Here is a 14,375-nt window from a genome sequence, read left to right as displayed (position 1 = left end):
GGGTGGACGATGGTCGCATGGAGGTCGTGGCCGTCGACACACCCCAGCTCGGGGACCGCAGCTACCTGGTCCACGACGGCGAGGTCGCGCTCGTCGTCGACCCGCAGCGGGACACGGACCGGATCGAGGAGGCCGCGCGGGCCGCGGGCGTGCGGATCACGCACGTCGCCGAGACCCACCTGCACAACGACTACCTCACGGGCGGGCTCGTCCTTGCCCGCGCCCACGCGGCGGCCTACCTCGTCGGGGCCGAGGAGCAGGTCGCCTACGAGCGCGAGCCGGTCGCGGACCGGCAGGAGTTCCGCGTGGGCGCCCTCTCCGTCACGGCCCTCGCGACCCCCGGGCACACCCACCACCACGTCGCCTACATCGTCCGCGGCGGCGGCAGGACCGCGGTGTTCTCCGGCGGGAGCCTGCTCTATGGCTCGGTGGGCCGCACGGACCTCGTCGCGCCCGGGGACACGGAGGGCCTGGCGCGCGACCAGTACGCCTCGGTGCGCCGCCTCGCGGACGAGGCCGGGCCCGACGCCGAGCTGTACCCCACCCACGGCTTCGGGTCCTTCTGCTCGATCGGGCCCGCGGCACGGGCCGATTCCTCGACCGTCGGCGAGCAGCTGCGCGCCAACCACGCGCTCACCGACCCGGACGAGGACCACTTCGTCGCCGAGCTCCTCGCGAACCTCACGGCCTATCCCGCGTACTACGCCCACATGGCCCCGCTCAACGCCCATGGCCCCGGGCCCGCGCGGCTCGCGGTCCCCGAGCCGCTCGACGCGCACGAGCTCGGGCACCGCCTCGAGGCGGGCGAGTGGGTCATCGACGTGCGCCGGCGCGTGGCCTTCGCGAGCAGCCACCTGCGCGGGAGCGTGAGCTTCGAGTACGGGCGCGGGACGAGCTTCACCGCCTACGTCGGCTGGGTCATCCCGTGGGGCCAGAAGCTCACGCTCGTCGGCCCGCGCGGGGACGTCGAGAAGGCCGTGCGGGACCTGACCCGGATCGGCATCGACTCCCCGGATGCGGCCCTCGGCGAGGACCCGGGCGCCCTCGTCCCGGGCGCGGAGCTCGCGTCCTTCCCCCGCACCGGCTGGGAGGAGCTCGCGAGCGGCAGGCTGGAGGGCGACGTCGTCCTCGACGTCCGCAGGGTCGAGGAGCATGCGGAGGGGCACGTCGCGGGATCGGTCAACGTCCCCCTGCACGAGCTGCTCGGGCGGCTCGACGACGTGCCGCCCGGGCGCGTCTGGGTCCACTGCACGTCGGGGTACCGGGCGGGGGTCGCGGCGAGCCTGCTCGCGAGGGAGGGGCGCGACGTCGTGCTCGTCGACGCCCGCTTCGAGCGCGCGGGAGAGCTCGGGGTGCCGATCGAGCGCTAGCGGCTCACGAGATGCAGAACTCGTTCCCCTCGGGGTCCGCCATCGTGTACCACGAGTGCGGGCCCTGGCGGGCCTCCCACAGGAACTCCGCGCCGCGGGACTCGAGCCTGGAGCGGACCTCGTCCTTGTCGTCCCCGTCGAGGTTGATGTCGAGGTGGATGCGGTCCTTCACCGTCTTGGGCTCGGGCACGGGCTGGAAGAGTATGCGCTGCCGGCCCTTCTGGCCCACCTCGTCGGGCGGGCAGATCGCCGCCCCGTCCACCCAGACGAGCCGGCCGCGGTGCACCGTGGTGTCCGCCTCGGTCGCGTGGCCGGCCTCGATCATGCTGCGGATGAAGGCCTCGTCCGTCGGCTCGACGATCCAGCCGAGGGTCTCGGCCCACCAGTCGGCCTGGGCATGCGGGTCGTGGCAGTCGACGGCCACCTGGATTCTGTACGCCATGACCCCACGGTAGGTTTCGCGCGGTGACATCGGAAGGCGCCCGAGGACAGGGGCCGTCCGCTGTGACCTTCGGTGACCGCGCGTGACTCCACATGAGTGCCTGCTTGACTCGCGCGGCGCCTGCTTGACACGCCAGTGGCGTCCCGGGACCCTAGAACGCATGGTCCGCTGATCCGCTTCCCCGACCCCTGTCCGCCCGGGCTCGGCGCGTGCCCGCGCGAGCCCGTGAGCTTGATGAAGCGAGGCCAGACCATGACCGCACCTCTTCAGCACACCCACCAGACCGCCGTGCACGTCACCGTCACCGGCGTCTCCCACGGCTACGGCGACCGGCTCCTCCTCGACGGCGTGGACCTCGTCGTCGCCGACGGCGAGCGGATCGCCGTCGTCGGCGAGAACGGCGCCGGCAAGTCGACGCTCCTGCGGCTCCTCGCCGGCGTCGAGCGCCCCGACGCGGGCACCGTCGCCGTGCACGGGCGCGTCTCCCGGCTCGCCCAGACGTACGACGCCGGCGCGACCGTGGGCGGGCTTCTCGCCGAGGCGTCGGCAGCGGCCGCGCACACACCGGACGCGCACATCCCGGAGGGGGAGCTCGAGGCGCGGGTCCGGGCGTCCATCGCGCTCGAGCGGCTCGGCGTCGGCCGCCTCGCGCGCGAGGAGGCCGACCGCACCCTCGGGAGCCTCTCCGGCGGGGAGGCCGAGCGCGTGTGCCTGGCCCTCGCGCTCGCGGACCCGGCCCCGATCCTGCTGCTCGACGAGCCGACCAACCACCTCGACGCCGCGGCGCTCGCGTGGCTCGAGGCGGAGCTCGCGGCGCGCAGCGGGATCGTCGTGGCCGTTTCGCACGACCGCGACTTCCTCGAGCGCTTCGCCCGCGTGGTCCTCGAGGTCGACGCCGACCGGCGCGCCGTGCGCCGCTACGGGACCGGCTACGGCGGGTACCGGGCCGCGAAGGCCGCCGAGCGGCGGGCCTGGGAGCACGAGTACGCCGAGTGGGTCGCGGCCAAGGAGCACGAGCGGGCCAAGGCCGCCGCCGTGACCGGCCGCGTCGCCTACGGGCGCATGACGGACAAGGACAAGTCCGGGTTCAACTACTTCGGCCAGCGGGTCAGCGCGGCGGTCGAGAGCCAGATCCGCTCGGCCCGCGAGCGGCTCCGGCGGCTCGAGGCTGCGCCGGTCATGCCCCCGCCCCGGCCCCTGCACCTCGCGGCCGCCTTCGAGGTCGAGGAGGGCGCGGCCGTGTCCGTCGAGGGCGCGTCGGTCCCGGGCAGGCTCGAGCCGGTGGACCTCGAGCTCGGGCCGGGGGAGCGGCTGCTCGTCACGGGGCCCAACGGGGTGGGCAAGTCGACCCTGCTCGGCGTCCTCGCGGGCGCGATCCCGCATGGGGGCTCCGTCCGGTCGGCGGTGGGCGAAGGGACGGCACCCAGCGAAGGGGAGTCGCCCCGCGGCCCGCGGCGGGCCGCCGTCGCCCTCCTCGCCCAGGAGCTGCCGCCGCCCGCGGACCCGCACGCGCGCCTGCTCGCGGCCTACGCGGCGGGCCTCCCCGGCGACCTCGACGAGCACGCCGAGCGGCTCCTGCACGTGGGCCTGTTCAGGGTGCAGGACTTCTTCGTGCCGGTCGGGTCGCTCTCGGCCGGGCAGTACCGGCGCCTCGCGCTGGCGCGCCTGCTCGCCGGCCACGCCGAGCTCCTGCTCCTCGACGAGCCGACCAACCACCTCGCGCCGCTGCTCGTGGGTGAGCTCGAGGCGGCCCTCGAGAGCTACCGCGGCACGCTCGTCATCGCGAGCCACGACCGTGCCCTCGGGCGCTGGTTCTCGCGTCTCGAGGGCGGGCGCGAGCTGCGGCTCACGGCTGCTCGAGGTGGACCAGGAACTCGACCTGCCCGGCCGGCTCGACCTTGACGAAGCCGAGGTCCGGGGCCTGGATGCCGTAGTCGGAGACGGTCACGGGGATCGAGCCCGAGGCGGAGACGCGCTCGCCGCCGCGCACCACGGACAGCGTCGCGGTCACGTCGCGCTTCTGGCCCGCGAGCTCGAGCGTGCCGGCGACGGGGACCTGGACCGGGTTCGCCCCGATCTGGGGCAGGGTGACCGGGGTCCCGAGCGTGAAGGTCGCCGTCGGGAACTGGCTCGTGCGCAGGGCCGTCGAGCGGAAGTAGCTGTCGCGGTTGCCGCTGTCGGTCGTGATGCTCGCGACGTCGACGACGACCGTCGCCGCCGTCAGGACGCCGTCGGCCACCGTCGCCGTGCCGCCGACCTTCTCGGTGCGGCCGACGACGGTCACGTCGGCGCCGTTGAGCACCTCGTCGATGCGGTAGCCGGCCTGGGAGCCGGAGGCGACGTTCCACGTGCCGTTGTCCTCGGCGGTGGGGCGCTCGGCAGTCGTCGCGAGGAGCGTCGGGGAGCTTGCCGTGGGGCTGGACACGGAGAGCGGAGCCCTGGCTTCGGGCTGCATCGCGGCGTAGATGCGCGGCCCGGCGACGACGGCGACGACGGCGACGACGGCCCCGAGCAGCCCGATCAGGAGCCAGAGTCTGCGTTTCTTGGTCACGGAATCCCCTCACGTAGGTTGACGCTTCACGTGATCCACGGGCAGGGGCACGGAGTGGTTCCCGCCGGTGCCTGTGCGCCTACTGTGCGAGCGAGGAGAGGTCCAACGAGTACATGAGGACCACGCTCAGGGCGTTCTTGAGCGCGTGCAGGAAGAAGCTGAACATGAGGTTGTTCGCCGTCCACGCGTACGCGAAGACCAGCACGAGCCCGAGGCCCAGGTACGGCGCGAGCGACTGGAAGGTGATGGCCTCTCGGCCGGCGATGTGCAGCGCCGCGAACAGGAGCACCGAGGCGGTGTAGCAGATCCACCGGTTGACGTAGAGGCTCAGCTTGCCGATGAGGAGGTGGCGGAAGATGTACTCCTCGACGAAGGGCCCGATGAGGATGAGCAGCGGCGCCGTGAGGTACCAGGGCACCTGCTGGGCCATGTCCTCGAGCCCTGTCTGGTTGACGGAGACCTGGACCCCGCCGGCGAGCATGACGACGAGGACGGTCACGATGAGCATCGCCACGAGCATGAGCGGCAGGACGCCGAGGGTGAACCACGGCCGCGTTCCGAGGATCCGCAGGTCGCGCGCCACATACTGCCGGGCGGCGAGCAGCGCGACGACGAACACGACCCCGTAGACGCCGAGGTTGAGCAGGAACGTCGCTGCGGTCGGATCGGCGGCCACCGCGGCGAGCTGGCTGAGGGGCAGCAGCGCGGCGGCCAGCGGCAGGGCCAGGTACAGCAGGACGGCGAGGCCGTCCAGTGCCGTGTAGCGGCCGAAGCGGCGCGGCCTAGCGGGTGCGGAGGTCGAACGTGGCAGCATCGTCGAGTCAACGAACAGGGGATCTGCCCCGTTCCGGGTTGACCCGGAGAGGGCAGGGTGAGAATCTTTATAGAACGAACGGTCGGTAACTAATGTCGGTGCCGACGCCCACGCTCGAGGACTATGCATAAGGAAGTGCACATGGCTGAGGCCTTTCTGATCGGCGGCGCGCGCACCCCGGTGGGGCGCTACGGCGGCTCGCTCTCCTCCGTCCGTCCCGACGACCTCGCGGCACTCACCGTCCGGGCCGCCGTCGAGCGCGCGGGCATCGACCCCGCCGCGGTGGACGAGGTCATCCTGGGCAACGCGAACGGCGCGGGCGAGGAGAACCGGAACGTCGCGCGGATGGCGTGGCTCCTGGCCGGGTACCCGGACAGCGTCCCGGGCATCACGGTGAACAGGCTGTGCGCATCGGGCCTCTCGGCGATCATCATGGCGAGCCACATGGTCAAGGCCGGCGCCGCGGACCTCGTGGTCGCGGGCGGCGTCGAGTCGATGTCCCGCGCGCCGTGGGTCATGGAGAAGCCCGCGGCGGCGTTCGCCAAGCCCGGGGCCGTGTTCGACACCTCGATCGGGTGGCGCTTCACCAACCCGGCCTTCCTCTCCGGGGAGCTCTCCCGCGACGGCAAGGCCACGTTCTCGATGCCCGAGACCGCCGAGGAGGTCGCACGGGTCTACGGGACGTCCCGCGAGGACTGCGACGCGTTCGCGGTCCGCTCGCACGAGCGGGCCCTGGCCGCGATCGAGGCGGGCCGCTTCGCCGAGGAGATCGTCCCCGTGACGGTGACCGGGAAGAAGGGCGCCCAGACCGTCGTCGACACCGACGAGGGGCCGCGGCCGGGCACGACGGCGGAGGTCCTCGCCGGGCTGCGGCCCGTCGTCAAGGGCGGCTCCGTCGTGACCGCCGGCAACGCCTCGTCCCTCAACGACGGGGCCTCGGCGATCGTCGTCGCCTCCGAGGGCGCCGTGGAGAAGTACGGCCTGGCCCCGCGCGCCCGGATCCTCGAGGGCGCCTCGGCGGGCGTCGCGCCGGAGGTCATGGGCATCGGCCCGGTCCCGGCCACGCAGAAGGTCCTGGACCGCGCGGGCCTGTCCGTCGGGGACCTCGGCGCCGTCGAGCTCAACGAGGCGTTCGCCTCCCAGTCTCTCGCCGTCATGCGCGAGCTCAAGCTCGACCAGGACATCGTCAACGCCGACGGCGGCGCGATCGCCCTCGGCCACCCGCTCGGCTCCTCGGGGTCGCGGCTCGTCGTGACCCTTCTCGGCCGGATGGACCGCGAGCTCTCAGGCGGGAGCCGGAGGCTCGGCCTCGCGACGATGTGCGTCGGCGTCGGGCAGGGCACCGCGCTGCTCGTCGAGGGCCTCTGATGGCCGCCGAACCGATTCAGGACGACGGCGCTCCGCGCCTTGACGCCTCCGGCTTCACGACGCTGCGCATCGCCGAGGGCGCGGACCGGCTGCATGCGACGCTGCACCGGCCCGAGGTCCGCAACGCGATCGACCAGGTCATGGTGGACGAGCTGCACGCGGTCTGCGCGCACCTCGAGGCGCATCCCAAGGTCCTCATCCTCTCCGGGACCGCCGCGGACCGGGACGGCGGGGCGAAGGGCATCTTCGCCTCCGGGGCGGACATCGCCCAGCTGCGCGAGCGGCGCCGCGACGACGCGCTGGCCGGGATCAACTCCACGGTCTTCGACCGGATCGCGAAGCTGCCGATGCCGGTCATCGCCGCGCTGGAGGGCTACGCCCTGGGCGGCGGCGCCGAGCTGGCCTACGCGGCCGACTTCCGCATCGGCACCCCGTCGCTGCGGATGGGCAACCCGGAGACGGGCCTCGGGATCATGGCCGCGGCCGGGGCGACGTGGCGGCTGCGCGAGCTCGTCGGCGAGCCTCTCGCGAAGGAGGTCCTGCTCGCGGGCCGCGTGCTGACCGGACAGGAGTGCCTCGACGCGGGCCTCGTGACCGAGCTCGTCGAGCCCGAGCAGCTCCTGCCCGCCGCGCACGCGCTCGCGGACCGCATCGCCGCGCAGGATCCGCTCGCGGTCCGGATCTCGAAGGCCGTCTTCCACACCCCGCGGGAGGTCCACCCGCTCATCGACACCCTGGCCCAGGGGATGCTCTTCGAGTCCCAGGCCAAGTTCGACAGGATGCAGGCGTTTTTGGACAAGAGCAGGAACAAGACCAGGGACGGGAAGCAGTGATGGGCACGATCAACCTGGCCGAGGGCCTCCCGAAGCGCGTCGGAGTCCTCGGCGGCGGGCGCATGGGCGCCGGCATCGCGCACGCGTTCCTCATGGGCGGGGCGAAGGTCGTCGTCGTCGAGCGCGACGACGACGCCGCCGCCGGGGCCCGGGAGCGGGTCGAGGCCTCGGTGGCCAAGAGCATCGAGCGCGGCGGTGTCGAGTCCTCCGCCGCGGAGATCCTCACGTCGTTCGCCACGAGCACCGACTACGCGGACTTCTCCCTGTGCGACCTCGTCGTGGAGGCGGTCCCCGAGGACCGGGAGCTGAAGACGACGGCGCTGACCGCCGTCGAGCGCGAGCTGAACCCGCACGCGTTCCTGGCCACGAACACCTCGTCCCTGTCCGTGACGGGCCTGGCCGAGTCCCTTGCCCGGCCCGAGCAGTTCCTGGGCCTGCACTTCTTCAACCCCGTCCCGGCCTCGACCCTGATCGAGGTCGTCATCGCCGCGAAGACGTCCCCGGAGGCCGAGGCCGCCGCGCGCGGCTGGGTCGAGGCGCTCGGCAAGACGGCCGTCGTCGTGCGCGACGCTCCCGGCTTCGCCTCCTCACGCCTCGGCGTGGCCATCGCGCTCGAAGCCATGCGGATGGTCGAGGAGGGCGTCGCGTCCGCCGAGGACATCGACAACGCGATGGTGCTGGGCTACAAGCACCCGACCGGGCCGCTCAAGACCACCGACATCGTGGGCCTCGACGTGCGCCTGGGCATCGCCGAGTACCTGCATTCGACGCTGGGTGAGCGCTTCGCCCCGCCCCAGATCCTGCGCGACAAGGTCGCCGCGGGCGAGCTCGGCCGCAAGACGGGCAAGGGCTTCTACGACTGGACCTGACCCCGCATCGCAGGGACCTGACCCCGCATCCTTCATGGGGGATGGGGGGTCACGTCTCAACGATGCGGGTCACCTCTCAACGATGCGGGGTCACCTCCCGACGATGCAGGCCCCTCGGTTCAGGGGCGGCTGGCCCCCGTCCGCGCTGTCCTCGAGGGTGAGCCATCGGTGGGAACAGTGGGAGGCGTTCCTGGAACGTCCGTCCACCAGCCCGCCCAGGCCGTGAGGGCGAGGATCTTCGGTTCGCTGGTGGATGCCTGCTCGGTGCCGTACGCCACTGTCGGTCTCCTTCTGGCTCAAGTTCCCGGGTCCTTCCAGTGTCTGGAGCCGGTGTTTCCGCCAGATGTCGCTCGTGCAACGGGGAGGGAAGAAACCTCTCTCGCTGATGGGGCGCCGCTGCCCGCCCGGCGGGCGGCTACGCTGGGCCGCATGGACACCGCCGAGCCGCTCGAGCCCGTCGCCTGGGAGGGCGCGGTCAACGCCCGCCGCGTGCGCGGGGAGGTGTTCCGGATGGGGCGCAGGGAGTGGCTCACCGAGCGCGGGTGGCGGCAGATGCGCGACGACGGGATCCGCACCGTCATCGACCTCCGCAACCCGGGCGAGCAGCACCGGCGCCCAACCGACCCCGAGGTGCCCTCCGGTGCGACGGCGGGCATCGCCGTCGTCAACGCCCCGACCGAGGACCCGGCGCATCCCGAGCACGCCGAGCTGTTCGCCGACCGCGTCCCGCCCTACCTCAACCACCCCGACGGCTACGCCCACATCGTCAGGCTCTTCCCCGAGCGGCTCGTCGCGGTCTTCCGCGCGATCGCCGAGGCGCCCGCCGGCGTCGTGCTCCACTGCTCGGCGGGGCGGGACCGCACCGGCCTGGTCGTGACGATGCTCCTGGCGCTCGCGGCGCCCGGCGGGGCGCGCGAGGCGGCGGCCGTGCACGACGAGGCGAGCGTGCGCGGGATCAACGAGTGGCACCGGATCAGCCCCGTGCGGCACCCCTACGAGCGCTACCATGACGATGCCGAGCTCGCGCCGCTGCTCGCCGGCCGGCGCGAGGCGCTGACCGGCTTCGCGGACGGGCTCGACGTCGAGGGGTACCTCCTGGCGCACGGCCTCACCCGGTCCGAGCTCGCCGCCGTGCGCTCGAAGCTCGCCGGCTGAGCCTCAGTGCCGCGGGAGCTGGGCGGGCTTCACGTGGCTCACGACGGCGGGGTAGTAGCCCCGGGCGTAGCCAGTCGCGTTCGGGTGCAGGTTGAACAGCGAGCCCGGATCGTTCGGATCCAGCACGAGCGGCGTGAACCACGGATCCGCGGTGCCGAGCTCGTGACCGGCGAACTTCTCGACGACGGAGACGAACTGCGTGTTGGCGACCGGGCCGAGGCCCGCGGCGATGGCACCATTGAGCGCGTTGATCGCGGCGTTGAAGGCCGCCGCCTCCTCGAGGCTCAGGATTCCCGCTCCGGGGAGAGGCGCCGCGGGGTCCGCGGTGATCAGGTGCGGGTATCCGGCCCAGGCGATGCGGGCGTTCGGGGCGAGCGCCCGCAGCGTCGCGGCCGTCGCGGTGACGCCCTCGCGGAAGGCCGGGAGCGCGGCCGCGACCGTGTCGAACAGCGCGTCGCACGTGCCGCCGGCCTGCTTCAGCGCGAGGCATTGCCACAGGATCGACTCGAATCCCAGGTCGTTGCCGCCCGCCGTCAGCGTGACGAGGTCGGTGGCCGGGCCCAGGTCGCCGCGGCTCGCGGCCAGCTGGGCCTCGAAGACGATCCTGTCGAGCCGGGCCCCGGAGCACGAGTAGTCGCCGTCGAGCTCGACCCCTCGCAGCGCGTCGAGGAGCGTCACGTGGTCCGGCCCCGAGACAAAGCACTGGATCGCGAGCCCGGCGTACTCCGGATTGGGCTCGAAGGACGGGGCGCTCGCGCCCCAGCCGGCCGAGTAAGAGTCGCCGAGGTTCACGTAGTCGAGGGGCGGGGGCGCGGCGGCGCTTGCGGGGGCGGCCCCGGCCGTGGCAAGGACGACGGCGACGGCGGCGCCGATCCGGCGGATCCGGGCGGGAGCGGTCATGGCGACTCCTGATGTACTCATGGCACAACCAGAACCTGCGCCGCCCCAAAGCGCGCGGACGCCGGTCGCTGCGCCGGTCGGTCCAGACCCGAGACATCCTCCGCCCTCGCGTGGGGGCGCGTACAGGGCCGGAGCAGAAGCCCCTCGTCCTCCACGGGCCGAGCGTGTATTCTTAGTTCATTACCGAACGGCCGGTCAGTAATTGGGCGGCCCACGGAAGCCAGCCTCGCCTCTGAAGAAGGATCCGTCGACGATGACCACTGCCCCGGAAGCCCCCGCCACGGACGCCGCATCTGCCATGGTCGTCCCCAGCTACATCCGCGATGCCTGGTGGACCCCTGCCCAGGAAGCGGCGGGAGCACGAGCCGCCCACGGTGCCGAGGTTCGCGATGCCAGCACAGGCGAGCTCCTCGCCGTCGTCAACGCCGACGGCCTCGACCTCGCCGGCATGGTCGAGCACGCGCGCACGGTGGGCCAGAGGGAGCTCGGCGCGCTGACCATCCACGAGCGCGCCCTCAAGCTCAAGGAGCTCGCCCAGTACCTCAACGCGCGCCGCGACGAGGTGTACGAGCTCTCGTACCGAACCGGCGCGACCAAGGTCGACTCGATGGTCGACGTCGACGGCGGCATCGGCGTGCTCTTCACCTTCGGCTCGAAGGGCCGCCGCGAGCTGCCCAACACGAACGTGATCGTGGACGGGCCCATGGAGAACCTGTCCCGCGACGGCTCCTTCGTCGGCGAGCACATCTACACCCGCATCCCGGGCGTCGCCGTGCAGATCAACGCCTTCAACTTCCCGGTGTGGGGCATGCTCGAGAAGTTCGCCCCGGCCTTCGTCGCCGGCGTCCCCACGATCGTCAAGCCCGCGACCCCGACCGGCTACGTGGCCGAGGCGATGGTCCGGCTCATGGTCGAGTCTGGCATCCTCCCGGCGGGCTCGATCCAGCTCGTCTCCGGCTCGGCCCGCACCCTCCTCGACGAGCTCGACTACCGCGACATGGTCTCGTTCACGGGCTCGGCCTCGACGGCGAACATGCTCAAGTCGCACCCCAACGTGCTGCACGGCGGCGTGCGCTTCACCTCGGAGACGGACTCGCTCAACGCCGCGATCCTGGGGCCCGACGCCGTCCCGGGCACCCCCGAGTTCGAGGCGTTCGTCAAGTCCGTGGTCACCGAGATGACGGTCAAGGCGGGCCAGAAGTGCACCGCGATCCGCCGGGCGATCGTCCCCGCGGAGCTCGTGGACGCCGTCGTAAGCGCCATCGCCGCCCGCGTGGGCGAGCGCGTCGTGCTCGGCGACCCGCGCGCCGAGGGCGCGACCATGGGCGCGCTCGCCTCGCTCGGCCAGCTCAAGGACGTCCGCGGGGCCGTCGAGTCGCTCGTCGCGGCCGGCGGCCGGATCGCCGTCGGCTCCCTCGACGCCCCGGAGGTGCTCACCGCGAGCGGCGAGCGGACGGTCGTGCCCGACGGCGCGTTCATGTCGCCCCTCGTCCTGACGTGGGACGACGTCCGCGCCCCTGCCCTCCACGGCACCGAGGCGTTCGGCCCGGTCTCGTCGGTCGTCGGCTATGCCTCCCTCGAGGAGGCCATCGAGCTCGCGGCGCTCGGCTCCGGCTCGCTCGTGGCCTCGGTGTGCACGAACGACCCGGCCACCGCCCAGGCGCTCGTGACCGGCATCGCGGCGCACCACGGACGCGTGCTCATGCTCAACCGCGAGGATGCCAAGACCTCGACCGGGCACGGTTCCCCGGTCCCGCACCTCGTTCATGGCGGCCCCGGCCGCGCTGGCGGCGGCGAGGAGCTCGGCGGCATCCGCTCGGTCAAGCACCACATGCAGCGCACGGCCCTCCAGGGCTCCCCGAACATGCTCACGGCCGTCACGGGCGTGTGGCACACGGGTGCGGACCGGCGCCTCGCGGACCCGGCGGACCCCTCGGCGCACCCCTTCCGCAAGTCCCTCGCTGAGCTGCGGATCGGCGACGCCGTCCGCTCGGACCTGCGCCAGGTCACCCTCGAGGACATCACCGCCTTCGCGAACGAGACCGGCGACACCTTCTACGCCCACACGAACGAGGAGGCCGCGGCGGCCAACCCGTTCTTCCCGGGCATCGTGGCCCACGGCTACCTGCTCGTGAGCTGGGCGGCGGGGCTGTTCGTCTCGCCCGAGCCCGGCCCGGTCCTGGCCAACTACGGCCTCGAGAACCTGCGCTTCATCACGCCGGTCCCCGCGGGGGACTCGATCCGGGTCACGCTCACGGCCAAGGAGATCACCCCGCGCGTCACGGACGAGTACGGCGAGGTCCGCTGGGACGCGGTCCTGACCAACCAGGACGACGAGATCGTGGCCACCTATGACGTGCTCACTCTCGTGGCGAAGGAGTGGCCGCAGGCCTAGCCACACGGTCTCGTCGGGGCTGGACCGCGGGGCGCTTAAGGAGTGCCCCGGGATTAAAATGGGCCGCGTCAGTTCCCCTCGTGGAGGTGCTCCATGACCAACCTCGCAACAAGACCGACAACCACCATCCTGACCGTGGCGGACGAGGCCCGCGCCAGGAACTTCTACGAGGGAGCGCTCGGGCTCCCTGTCCGCGGAAAGGATCCGACCGGGATGACGATCCTCGGTCTGGAGGGATCCGCATCGCTCGGCCTCATGGTGGATCCGAAAGCGGTCCACTCGGGCCACCCCGCCCTGACGTTCGAGGTCGATGACCTCGACAGGACGATGGCGGATCTCGAAGGGCACGGCGTGCACTTCGAGGACTACGACCTGCCTGACATCAAGACGGATGACCATCACATCTGGACCAAGGGCGGCGATCGCTCCTCGTGGTTCGCCGATCCCGACGGCAACATCATCTGCCTGCATCAGGGCGGGGTCATCGAATACAACATGTGACGACGCTCGTCGCATAATGCACGACGGCGGAGGGCCGGGCAGGTGCCCGGCCCTTCCGCATGCGCCCGGGACGCTCCTTTCAGCGCTCCTCTGCGCCCGCGTCCGGTGCGTCCCAGCATTCGATCCACAGCGGGCCGCCCGCCGTGGCCGCGCGCGAGACCGGTTCGAGGCCGCCCGTGGCGGGGTCGATCCGGTAGGCGCTGACGTGGTCGGACAGCTCCCCGCACACGAGCAGGAACCGGCCCGAGGGATCGATCGCGGAGCCGCGCGGCTGGGCCTCCGTCTCGGTGTGGCCCGCGAACGCGAGCCGCCCGTCGGCGTCGACCGTGAAGGACGCGAGCATGCTCGTCGAGCGCTCCGTCGCGACGAGCACGCGCCCGTCCGGGGTGAGCCGGAGGTCCGCGCACCACACGACCCCGACGCCCGGGTCCGGCGTGCTGGGGGAGCGGACGATGCCCGGCGCGAGCCCCAGGCCCTCGACCGCGGATGTGCGCTGGAGCAGCGAGAGCCCGCCGGTCTCGGGGTCGCGCACGAGCACGTCCACGTCCCCCGAGAGCTCGTGCAGCACGTACACGCGGTCGCCGGCGGCGTTGAGCCGCAGGTGCCGCGGGCCCGAGCCGGGCATCGCGGCGAGCTGCCCCGCGGGGCGCACGACGCCGTCGCGCGTCGCCTCGAGCGGGAACCACGAGACGCGGTCGTCGCCGAGCGAGGCCGTGTACACGTGGCGGCCGTCCGGGCTCGGGACGGCGCAGTGCGTATTGGGGCCGGAGCGGTACTCCGTTGCCCTCGGCCGCGGCGTGGCGGCCGCCTCGGCCGCATGCGGCCCCGCGGCCTCGGGCACGGGGAACCGCGCCATGAGTCCCTCGTGGTACGAGGCGCTCAGCAGCTCCCGGCCGCCCGGGGCCAAGGCTAGGAAGCACGTGCTCGCGGGTGCCTCGCTCTCGGCAGACGGCGTCGCCGCCCCGGTCTCGGGGTCGAGGGCGAGCGCGATGGTGCGCGGCGGCGTGCCGTTCGCCCCCGCGTACAGCGTGCCCGCGGGGTCGAGCGCGAGCGCCGAGACCCGTCCGAGCCCCTCGGCCCGGGACAGGGGCTCGAGTCGGCCCGAGGCGGTGTCGAACGAGAGGGTGTCGACGGCGCCGCCGCCGGCGCACGCGATGAAGACGAGGGTCCGGGACAT

General features: G+C 72.8%; 13 protein-coding genes. 8 read left to right on the top strand and 5 right to left on the bottom strand.

What is annotated here, in order from left to right:
* Window positions 1–17: 17 nt before the first annotated feature.
* On the top strand, window positions 18–1,370 hold the full coding sequence (locus tag ACUYMY_RS14530) for an MBL fold metallo-hydrolase (RefSeq protein WP_481704242.1): 1,353 nt from the start codon (window positions 18–20) through the stop codon (window positions 1,368–1,370).
* 4 nt (window positions 1,371–1,374) lie between these two features.
* On the opposite strand, the gene ACUYMY_RS14525 is transcribed toward ACUYMY_RS14530, so the two are convergent.
* Complete coding sequence (locus tag ACUYMY_RS14525) at window positions 1,375–1,812, bottom strand: VOC family protein (protein WP_481704241.1); 438 nt, start codon at window positions 1,810–1,812, stop codon at window positions 1,375–1,377.
* A 252-nt stretch (window positions 1,813–2,064) separates the two neighbouring features.
* Between ACUYMY_RS14525 and ACUYMY_RS14520 the strand changes: the two genes are divergently transcribed.
* Window positions 2,065–3,714, top strand: coding sequence for an ATP-binding cassette domain-containing protein (locus tag ACUYMY_RS14520; protein WP_481704240.1), 1,650 nt, complete (start codon window positions 2,065–2,067; stop codon window positions 3,712–3,714).
* Here ACUYMY_RS14520 and ACUYMY_RS14515 read toward each other — a convergent pair.
* Both ACUYMY_RS14515 and ACUYMY_RS14510 read right to left on the bottom strand, forming a co-directional pair.
* A complete protein-coding gene (locus ACUYMY_RS14515; protein ID WP_481704239.1) occupies window positions 3,659–4,363 on the bottom strand; it encodes a YceI family protein in 705 nt (234 codons plus the stop codon). The two genes, ACUYMY_RS14520 and ACUYMY_RS14515, sit on opposite strands and share 56 nt — an antisense overlap.
* Window positions 4,364–4,442: 79 nt before the next feature.
* A complete protein-coding gene (locus ACUYMY_RS14510) occupies window positions 4,443–5,177 on the bottom strand; it encodes a CPBP family intramembrane glutamic endopeptidase (protein ID WP_481704238.1) in 735 nt (244 codons plus the stop codon).
* Window positions 5,178–5,318: 141 nt separating this feature from the next.
* Here ACUYMY_RS14510 and ACUYMY_RS14505 point away from each other — a divergent pair, with 141 nt between their 5' ends.
* From ACUYMY_RS14505 to ACUYMY_RS14490, 4 genes are all read left to right on the top strand, one after another.
* Entirely contained in the window at window positions 5,319–6,545 is a 1,227-nt protein-coding gene (locus ACUYMY_RS14505) for an acetyl-CoA C-acyltransferase (protein WP_481704237.1), read from the top strand.
* On the top strand, window positions 6,545–7,378 hold the full coding sequence (locus ACUYMY_RS14500) for an enoyl-CoA hydratase/isomerase family protein (protein WP_481704236.1): 834 nt from the start codon (window positions 6,545–6,547) through the stop codon (window positions 7,376–7,378). The genes ACUYMY_RS14505 and ACUYMY_RS14500 overlap by 1 nt, the downstream gene beginning before the upstream one ends.
* The gene (locus tag ACUYMY_RS14495; RefSeq protein ID WP_481704235.1) at window positions 7,378–8,247 is read left to right on the top strand and encodes a 3-hydroxyacyl-CoA dehydrogenase family protein; all 870 of its coding nucleotides are present in this window, start codon (window positions 7,378–7,380) and stop codon (window positions 8,245–8,247) included. The genes ACUYMY_RS14500 and ACUYMY_RS14495 overlap by 1 nt, the downstream gene beginning before the upstream one ends.
* 429 nt (window positions 8,248–8,676) lie before the next feature.
* A complete protein-coding gene (locus ACUYMY_RS14490) occupies window positions 8,677–9,402 on the top strand; it encodes a tyrosine-protein phosphatase (protein WP_481704234.1) in 726 nt (241 codons plus the stop codon).
* A gap of 3 nt (window positions 9,403–9,405) precedes the next feature.
* On the opposite strand, the gene ACUYMY_RS14485 is transcribed toward ACUYMY_RS14490, so the two are convergent.
* Window positions 9,406–10,302 carry an SGNH/GDSL hydrolase family protein gene (locus tag ACUYMY_RS14485; protein ID WP_481704233.1) on the bottom strand — a complete coding sequence of 299 codons (897 nt, stop codon included), beginning with the start codon at window positions 10,300–10,302 and terminating at the stop codon, window positions 9,406–9,408.
* A gap of 253 nt (window positions 10,303–10,555) precedes the next feature.
* On the opposite strand from ACUYMY_RS14485, the gene paaZ reads away from it, so the two are divergent.
* Complete coding sequence (paaZ, locus tag ACUYMY_RS14480) at window positions 10,556–12,697, top strand: phenylacetic acid degradation bifunctional protein PaaZ (protein ID WP_481704232.1); 2,142 nt, start codon at window positions 10,556–10,558, stop codon at window positions 12,695–12,697.
* 93 nt (window positions 12,698–12,790) lie between these two features.
* Window positions 12,791–13,198 carry a VOC family protein gene (locus ACUYMY_RS14475; protein ID WP_481704231.1) on the top strand — a complete coding sequence of 136 codons (408 nt, stop codon included), beginning with the start codon at window positions 12,791–12,793 and terminating at the stop codon, window positions 13,196–13,198.
* A 79-nt stretch (window positions 13,199–13,277) separates the two neighbouring features.
* On the opposite strand, the gene ACUYMY_RS14470 is transcribed toward ACUYMY_RS14475, so the two are convergent.
* The gene (locus tag ACUYMY_RS14470; RefSeq protein ID WP_481704230.1) at window positions 13,278–14,375 is read right to left on the bottom strand and encodes a lactonase family protein; all 1,098 of its coding nucleotides are present in this window, start codon (window positions 14,373–14,375) and stop codon (window positions 13,278–13,280) included.

This window comes from Sinomonas sp. T428B (genome assembly GCF_056780155.1).
The sequence above is the reverse complement of the archived record's forward strand: the minus strand, read 5'-3'. Positions and strand labels throughout refer to the sequence as shown.

What these genes read in the sequence shown, in the direction of transcription:
- ACUYMY_RS14530 (WP_481704242.1), top strand. Translation starts at nt 18, where the DNA reads ATGGAGGTCGTGGCCGTCGACACACCCCAGCTCGGGGACCGCAGCTAC.
- ACUYMY_RS14525 (WP_481704241.1), bottom strand. Translation starts at nt 1,812, where the DNA reads ATGGCGTACAGAATCCAGGTGGCCGTCGACTGCCACGACCCGCATGCC.
- ACUYMY_RS14520 (WP_481704240.1), top strand. Translation starts at nt 2,065, where the DNA reads ATGACCGCACCTCTTCAGCACACCCACCAGACCGCCGTGCACGTCACC.
- ACUYMY_RS14510 (WP_481704238.1), bottom strand. Translation starts at nt 5,177, where the DNA reads ATGCTGCCACGTTCGACCTCCGCACCCGCTAGGCCGCGCCGCTTCGGC.
- ACUYMY_RS14505 (WP_481704237.1), top strand. Translation starts at nt 5,319, where the DNA reads ATGGCTGAGGCCTTTCTGATCGGCGGCGCGCGCACCCCGGTGGGGCGC.
- ACUYMY_RS14500 (WP_481704236.1), top strand. Translation starts at nt 6,545, where the DNA reads ATGGCCGCCGAACCGATTCAGGACGACGGCGCTCCGCGCCTTGACGCC.
- ACUYMY_RS14495 (WP_481704235.1), top strand. Translation starts at nt 7,378, where the DNA reads ATGGGCACGATCAACCTGGCCGAGGGCCTCCCGAAGCGCGTCGGAGTC.
- ACUYMY_RS14490 (WP_481704234.1), top strand. Translation starts at nt 8,677, where the DNA reads ATGGACACCGCCGAGCCGCTCGAGCCCGTCGCCTGGGAGGGCGCGGTC.
- ACUYMY_RS14485 (WP_481704233.1), bottom strand. Translation starts at nt 10,302, where the DNA reads ATGACCGCTCCCGCCCGGATCCGCCGGATCGGCGCCGCCGTCGCCGTC.
- paaZ (WP_481704232.1), top strand. Translation starts at nt 10,556, where the DNA reads ATGACCACTGCCCCGGAAGCCCCCGCCACGGACGCCGCATCTGCCATG.
- ACUYMY_RS14475 (WP_481704231.1), top strand. Translation starts at nt 12,791, where the DNA reads ATGACCAACCTCGCAACAAGACCGACAACCACCATCCTGACCGTGGCG.
- ACUYMY_RS14470 (WP_481704230.1), bottom strand. Translation starts at nt 14,375, where the DNA reads ATGTCCCGGACCCTCGTCTTCATCGCGTGCGCCGGCGGCGGCGCCGTC.